A 9,015-nucleotide genomic window follows, 5' to 3' on the forward strand; every position below is an offset into this window, starting at 1 on the left:
GTCGGGGACGGCGACGGTGACCGTGTCGGGGTGGGCGAGAGGCTCGGCGGGGGCGCGGGTACCGAGCGTGCCGTCGAGCGGGACGGCGCGGAGGTGTCGTGTGCCGAGGGGGTCGCGGTGGCCGGCGGTGGCACGTCCGGGACGCTCTCCCTGACCTCCGGGGCCGCGTCGTCGCGGGACGGCGTGTGGTACGAGANNGCCCGCGCCCGCCGCGGCGAGCAGCGCGGTACGGCGGAACCGCCGGCGCCGGACCGGTTCCCCGGCTGTCCCGGCGGACGCGGACGGCGGGCCGGGCTCGCCAGGGGCCTGCTCGAAGAGCCGTACGTCGGCGGGCTCGGCCACCGGGCGCAGCGGCATCGTGGCCTCGACGGGCGAGGGAGCGGGCGAGGCGGCGGGCGGGAGATCCGCGTCGTCCCCGGGCCCCACGTCCACGTAGGGGCGTATCCGCAGCGGGTCGAAGTCCTCCGCCGCTGCCGCCTGTGCGGTACGGGTGCGGCGCAGTGCCTCGGCCGTGCGCTCGGCGCAGTCGCAGGACGGGGCGCCCCCCGCGTCCCTCGGTATGCCGCACTCCGGGCAGGCCGTGCCCTTCTCCCCGGTCACGTTCGTCCCCTCCCCTGGAACCCCCGAAGCCACACAGGGTATGCCCATTCCCTCCACAACCGCAGGACTCGACAGGCCATAAACCGTGACACCGCCCAGGATGGAAGGGGCGCATCCCAGCCCCCAGCCCCGGGAGGTCCCCATGGCCCTGGACACGCACGGTGCGGCGAAGGACGTGAGCGGGGAGGAACCCGTGGCGCGCGGCGTGTTCGTCTCGATCGGGGCACTGCTCCTCGGGCTGCTGCTCGCCGCGCTCGACCAGACCATCGTGTCGACCGCGCTGCCCACCATCGTCAGCGACCTCGGTGGCCTCGAACACCTGTCCTGGGTGGTCACCGCCTATCTGCTGGCCTCGACCGCCGCGACTCCGCTGTGGGGCAAGCTCGGCGACCAGTACGGGCGCAAGAAGCTGTTCCAGACCGCCATCGTGATCTTCCTGATCGGCTCGGCGCTGTGCGGCATGGCACGGAACATGCCCGAGCTGATCGGCTTCCGGGCGCTCCAGGGCCTGGGCGGCGGCGGGCTGATGGTGCTGTCGATGGCGATCGTCGGCGACATCGTGCCGCCCCGCGACCGGGGCCGCTACCAGGGCCTGTTCGGCGCCGTGTTCGGCGCGACCAGCGTGCTCGGACCGCTGCTGGGCGGGCTGTTCACCGAGCATCTGAGCTGGCGCTGGGTGTTCTACATCAACCTGCCCATCGGCATCGTGGCGCTCGCCGTGATCGCCGCCGCCCTGCACATACCGGTGCGCAGCGCCCGCCACGTCATCGACTACCTCGGCACCTTCCTGATCGCCTGCGTCGCCACCTGCCTGGTCCTGGTGGCCTCCCTCGGCGGCACCACCTGGGCCTGGGGCTCGCCGCAGATCATCGCGCTCGCGGTGGTCGGCGTGCTGCTCGCGGTCGCGTTCGTGGCCGTGGAGCGCCGGGCCGCCGAACCGGTGCTCCCGCTGGGGCTGTTCCGCATCCGCACCTTCACCCTCGCCGCCGTCATCAGCTTCATCGTCGGCTTCGCCATGTTCGGCGCGATGACCTATCTGCCGACCTTCCTCCAGGTCGTGCACGGCGTCTCCCCGACCATGTCCGGGGTGTACATGCTGCCGATGGTCTTCGGGCTGCTGCTGTCCTCCACCGTCTCCGGGCAGATCGTCAGCCGCACCGGCCGCTGGAAGGTCTTCCCGGTCACCGGCACCGCCGTCACCGCCATCGGACTGCTCCTGCTGCACCGCCTGGACGAGACCAGCTCCACCGCCGAGATGAGCACCTACTTCTTCGTCTTCGGCCTCGGACTCGGCCTGGTCATGCAGGTGCTGGTGCTGATCGTGCAGAACGCCGTCTCGTACGAGGATCTGGGCGTCGCCACCTCCGGTGCCACCTTCTTCCGCTCCATCGGGGCGTCCTTCGGCGTCGCCATCTTCGGCACCGTCTTCGCGAGCCGCCTCGCCGACAAGCTCACCGCCGCCTTCGCGGGCGTCCACCTGCCGCCCGGCGTGAACCCGGACACCCTCAAGGCCGACCCGCGCGGCATCGGGGCCCTGCCGCCCGCCCTGCGCCCCGCCGCCCTGCACGCCTACGCGTCGTCCATCACCGACGTCTTCCTCTACGCCGCCCCCGTCGCCCTCCTCGGCTTCCTGCTGGCCTGGCTGCTCAAGGAGGACCCGCTGCGCGGCTCGGTCACCGCGCCGGACGTCTCCGAGACCATCGCGCCCAACCCGGTCGAGCGCTCCTCCTACGACGAGGTGTGCCGCGCCCTGTCGGTGCTCGGCACCCGCGAGGGGCGCCGCGAGATCTACCGGGACATCACCGAGCGGGCCGGGTACGACCTGCTGCCCGCGGCCAGTTGGCTGCTGCTGCGGATCCGCCGCAACGGCTCCGTGGAACCCGGGGTGCTCGCCGAGCGCAGCCCCGTCCCGCTGGAGGCCGTCATGGCCGCCGCCCGCCAGGTCGAGGAGCGGCGGCTGGCCGAACGCCGGGGCCTGGAGCTGTACTTGACCGCGACCGGGCGGGAGGCCGCCGAACGGCTCGCCGTGGCCCGCGAGGAGTCGCTGGCCGAACTGCTCGGCGACTGGTGGCAGCCCGGCCGCTCCACCGACCTGGTGAAGCTGGTCAGGGAACTGTCCACGGAACTGTGCGGCGCCGAACGGGAACGCCCGCACACCGTGCCCGAACATCCGCACAACACGCCTGAGACCAGGTTCAGTTGACCGGCGCCAGCTCCTTGCGGAACCAGTGCTCGGCGTACCGGTCGGCATTGTGGGGTCCGGTCTCGGTGTAGCCGAGGCGGGCGTACAGGGCGCGGGCCTCGACCAGGTCGCCGCGGGTGTCGAGGACGAGCCGGCGGGCGCCGAGCGCGCGGGCGGCGTCCTCGGCGGCGGCCACCAGCAGCGCCGCACCGCCCCTGCCGCGCATGTCCTTCGCCACGAACACCCGGGACAGCTCGGCGATCTGGGCATCGAGCAGCCGTACGCCCGCACTGCCGGCCGGTGTCCCGTCGTACCGCCCCACCAGCAACCGCCCGTGCGGCGGGGCGAGTTCGGCGCCGGTGGAGGCCGCGATCTCGCGCTCCAGCTCCGCCGGATCGGTGCGGTGGCCTTCGTGCAGCAGGTACCAGCGGTCGCTGACCTCGGTGTAGTACGCCCGCCACAGCGCGGCGGCGACCGGGGAGCCGGGCGCCTCCGGGGTGATCGTCCACATCGTCATGCGGGCCATTGTGGGGCGCGGGCCCGGAGGGGTCCGAGCGGTTTTCCGGGCCCGGCCGCCCCGGTGTGTGCCCGTGCGCCGTTTGTGGGCGGGCTTCCGGGTGACCCGCAAGGAGGGACCGGTCCGCCGGACCGGTCCGCGATCCGAGCGGAAGGCAGCCATGTCCACAGGCTTGATCATCTTGTTGGTCGTGATCGTGGCGCTCGTGGTCGTCGCCGCGCTGGTGACGGTGCTGATCGGCCACCGCAGCGGCGCCGGACCCGGTCTCAAGCGGCGGTTCGGTCCCGAGTACGAGCGGACCCTGGCCGCGCACGACGGGGACACCCGGGCCACCGAACGCGAGCTGAACGAGCGCGTCGAACGCCACGGCGATCTGCGCGAACGGCCCCTCGCGCGCGAGGAGCGGGACCGGTACGCGGCCCGCTGGACGAGCGTCCAGGAACATTTCGTGGAGTCCCCGCGGCAGGCGGTGGCCGAGGCCGACCAGCTGCTCGGGGAGGTCGCCGCGGTGCGCGGCTACCCCGACGGCGGACGGTACGACGAGCAGCTGGCCGCGCTGTCCGTGCACCACGCCGACCACGTCGACGGCTACCGCCGGGTCCACCGGATGGCCCGGGCCGCCGGGACGAGTGCCGCGCCGGGCGCCGGGACCGAGGAGATGCGGTCGGCCCTGGTCGGGGCGCACGAGCTGTTCGACGACCTGACCGGCGCAGGCGGCACTGCGTCGGCGACCGGCCGGCATCGCGCGGCCTGACCGGAGCCGCCCCGGCGAAGCATCTCTCGGCGAAACCTCAGCGAAGCATCTGCGGAGAAGGGACGAACACCATGCCGGACAGGAGAAACGGCCCCGGTGACGAGCGGTACCCCACCAGTCGCTACGCCCGCCCGCCGGACGAGGAGTGGGCACCGGAGACCGAGCAGCGGGAAGAACACGGTACGGAGGGGCCCCGGCCCGGTACCGAGGGAATGGGCGCGCCGGGACGCGATCCGGGCGCGATCGGGCGGGAGCCGGGTACGGCGGGCCGGGACCCGGGAGCGGCCAGGCGTGATCCGGGGACGGCCCGACGTGATCCGGAGATGGCCCGACGCGATCGGGACATGGCTGGGCGTGAGCCGGGTATGGCCGGGCGTGATGAGGGTGTCGCAGGACGTGACCCGGATGTGGCCGGGCGGGATCGGTCCATGACCGCGCGGAGTGAGTCCGACCTCGGGACGTCCGCGCCCGCCCCGGACATGGCGCGGATGCCGGACGACGGGCTCGGCGCGCCCGCGCCCGGGGACCTCAGCGGACGCGAGGCGCGCACCACGGAGGGCACCGCGCCGGACGCCTGGCCGGCGACGGCGGGCGACGGGGCCGCGGGCGCGTCCTCGGCGGCCGTCGCCCCGCTGCTGCCGCACGAGGAGACCGAGCGGTGGGAGGAGCGGATGCGGCAGGTGGCGGCCGGGTTCGTGGACCGGCCCAGGTCGGCCGTGGAGGAGGCCGACCGGGCGCTGGAGGAGATCGCCGCGCGGTTCGGCGAGGCCGTGACCCGGCGCCGCCGCAGCCTGCGGATGTCCTGGGAGGACGGCGAGGAGCGCGGCCCGGCGAACGAGACCGACACCGAGCAGCTGCGGCTGGCGATGCGGGACTACCGCGACCTGGCGGAACGGCTGCTGCACAGCTAGGGGCGCGCCGGTGACACGGCCCCGCGCCGCCCGTACGTACGGCGGGCGGCGCGGGGCATCGCGTCGAAGCAGGCGTCCGCCAGCAGGGGGCCGTCAGAAGGGGGCCGTCAGAAGGCGATGCGGACCTTCAGCGCCGACCGGTCGTCCATGGCGCGGTAGCCGTCCGGTACACCGTCGAGGCCGACGGTCCGGTCGAAGACCGGGGCGGGGTCGATGACGCCCGCCAGTACGTCGGTGAGCAGTTCGGGTATGTAGGCGCGGGCCGGGGCGACGCCGCCCGCCAGCGTGATGTTGCGGTTGAACATCTGGCTGATGTCCACGCCCGCGCTGCCGCCGTGGGGCACGCCGACGTAGCCCACGGCGCCGCCGTCGCGGGCGATGGACAGGGCGGTGCGCATCGACTCCTCGGTGCCGACGGCTTCCAGTACGGCGTGGGCGCCCTGGCCGCCGGTCAGTTCCCGGATCGCCTCGATCGCCGCCTCGCCCCGTTCCGCGACGACGTCGGTGGCGCCGAAGGAGCGGGCGATGTCCGTGCGGGCGCGGTGGCGGCCGAGCGTGATGATCCGCTCGGCGCCGAGGCGGCGGGCGGCGAGCACCCCGCACAGGCCGACGGCGCCGTCACCGACGACCGCGACGGTGGCGCCGGGCCGGACCCGCGCAGAGACGGCGGCATGGTGGCCGGTGCTCAGCACGTCGGACAGGGCCAGCAGGGCGGGGACGAGCGCGTCGTCGCCGGCGGCGTCCCGGGGCAGCCGCACCAGGGTCCCGTCGGCGTAGGGCACCCGGACGGCCTCGCCCTGGCCGCCGTCGGAGCCGACCTCGCCCCAGAACCCGCCGTGCGGGCAGGAGGTCTGCAGACCCTCCCGGCAGTGGTCGCAGGTGCCGTCGGACCAGACGAAGGGCGCGACCACGAAATCGCCGGGCGCGAAGCCGGTGACCGCGGAGCCGGTCTCCTCGACGACACCGAGGAACTCGTGCCCGATGCGCTGCCCCGGCACCCGCGCGGCCACTCCCCGGTAGGCCCAGAGGTCGCTGCCGCAGATGCAGGCGCTCACCACCCGCACCACCGCGTCGGAGGGCTGCTGGATCCGGGCATCCGGTACCTCTTCGATCCGGATGTCGTTCGGGCCGTGGATCACGGTGGCGCGCATTGCGGGAACTCCTGATGCTGCGGGACATGCCGCGGAACGGGACTGGGGGTGGACCCTCAGCGTCGCCGCCCGGCACTCCTTCTGTCCAGCTACATCATCTACAGCATTCACTTAAGCTCATCTGATGCTCGATGTCCGACGGCTCGTCCTCCTGCGTGATCTGGCCGCCCACGGCACCGTGACCGCCGTGGCCGAACTGCACCGTGTCACCCCGTCCGCCGTCTCCCAGCAGCTGCGGCTCCTGGAAGAGGAGACCCGGACCCGTCTGCTGGAACGCACGGGGCGCTCCATCCACCTCACCGCGGCCGGGCGCCGGCTGGCGGAGGACACCGAGCGCGTGCTCGACGCCCTGGACCAGGCGCGGAGCCACCTCCACAGCGAGCCCGCGGAACCGGCCGGGCCGCTCCACCTCGCCTGCTTCCCCAGCGCCCTCGTCCCGCTGGCCGCCCCGCTCGGCCGGGCGCTCCAGGACACTCATCCGGGCCTGCGCCTGCACATCACCGAGGCCGAGCCCGAGCCGGCGGCGCGGCTGCTGCTCCAGCGGCGCGTCGACCTCGCGCTGACCTACCGCTACACCAACCTGGCCGACCCCACGCCCTCCGGTGTCGAGTCCCTCGTCCTGGGCGTCGACCCGCTGGTCGCCGTACTGCGGGACGATCACCCGGCGGCCCGGGCGGGGGACTCTCCCGTCGAGCTGCGGGAGCTGGCGGACAGCGAATGGATCACCGCCCCCGCGCACACCGCATGCGGCACGGCTGTCCTGCACGCCTGCCGGTCCGCGGGATTCACCCCGCGGGTACGGCACACCTGCACCGACTTCACCGCCATGATCGCCCTGACCGCGAGCTGCGGCCTCCCCGTCGTGCTTCCCCGGATGGCGGCGGACCGGCTGCCGCCCGGGCTCGTCGTACGGCCGGTCGCCGACCCCGCGCTCGCCCGCACCATCGAGGTCGCCGTACGGCGCGGAGCGACCCATGAGCCCTCGGTCGCGGCCTGCCTGGAGGCCCTACGAGCCCTCGTCCCGGGCGGCGCGGCCGAAGGCGGCCGATGAACACCACGGTCCGGTGAGCCGGCGGCGACGGCGGCGCACCGCACGCCTGATCACGCGTCAGACGCCCTCGCGCGGGCTGAACTCACCAGTGACGGGACTTGATCAGGTCCGCGTCTCCCGCAGCCGCCGCCACTCCCGTACGACGTCCTCCACGTCGTACGGCTTCTTGCCCAGCGGGGGGCCCGGCGGCGGCTTGAACATCATGTCGCGGATCTTGACGTTGACGTCCTCGATGATCTTCCGGGCCATCCGCTCCGAGGGCGCCGCGTACGCCGCCGTCAGCGCGTCCTCGGCCTCCTTGCGCAGGGCCAGGGCGGGCGGCAGCACCGCGAGTCCCTCGCGCGCCATCTTCCGCTTGACCCACCACAGCTCGTCGTAGGTGGAGTCGACCTCGGCGGGCAGCGGCTCGCCCACCCCGGGCAGCCGCTCGAACTCGCCGCGTGCCTGCGCGTCCTGGATCTGCTTGTCGACCCAGCTCTCGAACGGCACGCCAGGTGGTTTTCGCTCGGTCATGACCCCATTGTGCCGGACGGAGCCCGGTCGCGCGTTCTATCATGCGGCGGCGGCGCGCGGGGCAACGGCCCGTCGCGCAAGGACGTTTCAGGGGGAACGCAGGTGCTCGAACTCACCATGGCCACCGTCTCCGCGGCCGACGCGGGGGCCACGGCCGGTATGACGATGGCCCAGGCGCCGAGCGAGCCGGGCGCGGTGCTGCGGATCGGCCGGGACGCCGCCGGATGCCGGCTGGTCACCCCCGAGGACTGGCTGTTCGTCTCCCGCGTCCATCTGGAGTTCCGCTGCGGACCCGACGGCGTCTGGCGGCTGACCTGGCTGCGCGGCTCCCAGCCCGACCCGGCGTCCGAGGTGCGGCTGACCGCCGGGGGGAGCGTCCAGCTGCTGGTCTACGGCGCGACCGTGCCGCTGCCGCGCGGGGGCTCCGGCGAGATAGTCGTCCAGGACCGCAGCGGGCCGTGCAGCGTCAACGTCGGCTTCTACCAAGAGGTTTGAGAGCCGGCGTCAGCCCAGCACCCGGATGAGCGCGAAGCCGTCGTAGCCCTTGGTGCCGACCGTCTGGATGGCCGTACCGCTGAGCCTCGGATGGGAGGCGATCAGTTCGATCGCGGTACGGGTGCCGACCACGTCCGGGTCGGTGGTGCCCGGGTCGGCGACCCGGCCGCCGCGCACCACGTTGTCCAGCACGATCAGGCTGCCCGCGCGGGTCAGGCGCAGCGCCCACTCCACGTAGTGGGCGTTGTTGGCCTTGTCCGCGTCGATGAAGACCAGGTCGAAGGGGGCCGGGTTCTCGTCGGCCAGCTTGGGCAGCGACTCCAGGGCCGGGCCCACCCGCACCTGGGCGACCCGGTCCAGGCCCGCGCGCGCGATGTTGCGGGTGGCCACCTCGGCGTGCCGGGCGCTGTACTCCAGGGTGACCAGCCTGCCGTCCTCGGGCAGGGCGCGGGCCAGCCAGATGGTGCTGTAGCCGCCGAGCGTGCCGATCTCCAGGATGGTCCGCGCGCCCTGCACCTGGGCGAGCAGCTGGAGCAGTTTGCCCTGGGCCGCGGTGACCCCGATGGGCGGCAGCCCGGCGGCGTCGTTCTCCCGCAGTGCCGCCCGCAGCGCCTCGTCGTCGGGCGAGAGCGTGTTGATGAAGTAGTCGTCGACGTCGTCCCAGAGCTGCTGCCCGCTCATGCGCCTGCTGCCTTTCCCGAGTGCCTGCCGAGGCCGCCTTGCCGCCCTCTTTCGATCATCTCAGTTGGGCGGTGGCGAGGGGCCGAGAATCGGCCGGGCGCGCGATCGCCGGATTCAGGCCAGTGGCGGGGGCGGGGCGACGGGCGGCGGGGGCGCCACG

9 protein-coding genes are annotated in these 9,015 nt (G+C 73.8%); 5 read left to right on the forward strand and 4 right to left on the reverse strand.

Translation table 11 applies throughout. From position 1 onward, the window contains the following. Positions 1-742 precede the first annotated feature (742 nt). Positions 743-2,803: an MDR family MFS transporter gene (locus CCN72_RS26380; RefSeq protein ID WP_086810236.1), complete on the forward strand. Its 2,061-nt coding sequence runs from the start codon at positions 743-745 to the stop codon at positions 2,801-2,803. Here CCN72_RS26380 and CCN72_RS26385 read toward each other — a convergent pair. Continuing rightward, on the reverse strand, positions 2,796-3,308 hold the full coding sequence (locus tag CCN72_RS26385) for a GNAT family N-acetyltransferase (RefSeq protein ID WP_086810238.1): 513 nt from the start codon (positions 3,306-3,308) through the stop codon (positions 2,796-2,798). The two genes, CCN72_RS26380 and CCN72_RS26385, sit on opposite strands and share 8 nt — an antisense overlap. Positions 3,309-3,459: 151 nt before the next feature. Here CCN72_RS26385 and CCN72_RS26390 point away from each other — a divergent pair, with 151 nt between their 5' ends. Together CCN72_RS26390 and CCN72_RS26395 are read left to right on the forward strand one after the other, a co-directional pair. Then, positions 3,460-4,053 carry a hypothetical protein gene (locus tag CCN72_RS26390; RefSeq protein ID WP_244174468.1) on the forward strand — a complete coding sequence of 198 codons (594 nt, stop codon included), beginning with the start codon at positions 3,460-3,462 and terminating at the stop codon, positions 4,051-4,053. A 428-nt stretch (positions 4,054-4,481) separates the two neighbouring features. Beyond that, on the forward strand, positions 4,482-4,964 hold the full coding sequence (locus CCN72_RS26395) for a hypothetical protein (protein WP_237553491.1): 483 nt from the start codon (positions 4,482-4,484) through the stop codon (positions 4,962-4,964). 107 nt (positions 4,965-5,071) lie between these two features. On the opposite strand, the gene CCN72_RS26400 is transcribed toward CCN72_RS26395, so the two are convergent. Further along, positions 5,072-6,115, reverse strand: coding sequence for a zinc-dependent alcohol dehydrogenase family protein (locus CCN72_RS26400; protein WP_086810240.1), 1,044 nt, complete (start codon positions 6,113-6,115; stop codon positions 5,072-5,074). Positions 6,116-6,239: 124 nt separating this feature from the next. Here CCN72_RS26400 and CCN72_RS26405 point away from each other — a divergent pair, with 124 nt between their 5' ends. After that, on the forward strand, positions 6,240-7,166 hold the full coding sequence (locus CCN72_RS26405; protein ID WP_086810242.1) for a LysR family transcriptional regulator: 927 nt from the start codon (positions 6,240-6,242) through the stop codon (positions 7,164-7,166). Positions 7,167-7,268: 102 nt separating this feature from the next. On the opposite strand, the gene CCN72_RS26410 is transcribed toward CCN72_RS26405, so the two are convergent. Then, positions 7,269-7,679 carry a DnaJ family domain-containing protein gene (locus tag CCN72_RS26410; protein WP_037656200.1) on the reverse strand — a complete coding sequence of 137 codons (411 nt, stop codon included), beginning with the start codon at positions 7,677-7,679 and terminating at the stop codon, positions 7,269-7,271. Positions 7,680-7,781: 102 nt separating this feature from the next. On the opposite strand from CCN72_RS26410, the gene CCN72_RS26415 reads away from it, so the two are divergent. Then, positions 7,782-8,174 (forward strand): FHA domain-containing protein, encoded by a 393-nt coding sequence (locus CCN72_RS26415; RefSeq protein ID WP_086810244.1) that lies wholly within the window; start codon positions 7,782-7,784, stop codon positions 8,172-8,174. Between the two features lie 9 nt (positions 8,175-8,183). Here the strand turns inward: CCN72_RS26415 and CCN72_RS26420 are convergent, their stop codons facing one another. After that, positions 8,184-8,855, reverse strand: a complete 672-nt coding sequence (locus CCN72_RS26420) for an O-methyltransferase (RefSeq protein ID WP_085564515.1) — start codon at positions 8,853-8,855, stop codon at positions 8,184-8,186. Positions 8,856-9,015 lie beyond the last annotated feature (160 nt).

This window comes from Streptomyces murinus (assembly GCF_002154555.1).
In the GTDB taxonomy this organism is placed as follows: domain Bacteria; phylum Actinomycetota; class Actinomycetes; order Streptomycetales; family Streptomycetaceae; genus Streptomyces; species Streptomyces murinus.

Excerpts from the sequence above, each read along its gene's own strand:
- CCN72_RS26380 (WP_086810236.1), top strand. The coding sequence starts at position 743 with ATGGCCCTGGACACGCACGGTGCGGCGAAGGACGTGAGCGGGGAGGAA.
- CCN72_RS26385 (WP_086810238.1), bottom strand. The coding sequence starts at position 3,308 with ATGGCCCGCATGACGATGTGGACGATCACCCCGGAGGCGCCCGGCTCC.
- CCN72_RS26390 (WP_244174468.1), top strand. The coding sequence starts at position 3,460 with ATGTCCACAGGCTTGATCATCTTGTTGGTCGTGATCGTGGCGCTCGTG.
- CCN72_RS26395 (WP_237553491.1), top strand. The coding sequence starts at position 4,482 with ATGACCGCGCGGAGTGAGTCCGACCTCGGGACGTCCGCGCCCGCCCCG.
- CCN72_RS26400 (WP_086810240.1), bottom strand. The coding sequence starts at position 6,115 with ATGCGCGCCACCGTGATCCACGGCCCGAACGACATCCGGATCGAAGAG.
- CCN72_RS26405 (WP_086810242.1), top strand. The coding sequence starts at position 6,240 with ATGCTCGATGTCCGACGGCTCGTCCTCCTGCGTGATCTGGCCGCCCAC.
- CCN72_RS26410 (WP_037656200.1), bottom strand. The coding sequence starts at position 7,679 with ATGACCGAGCGAAAACCACCTGGCGTGCCGTTCGAGAGCTGGGTCGAC.
- CCN72_RS26420 (WP_085564515.1), bottom strand. The coding sequence starts at position 8,855 with ATGAGCGGGCAGCAGCTCTGGGACGACGTCGACGACTACTTCATCAAC.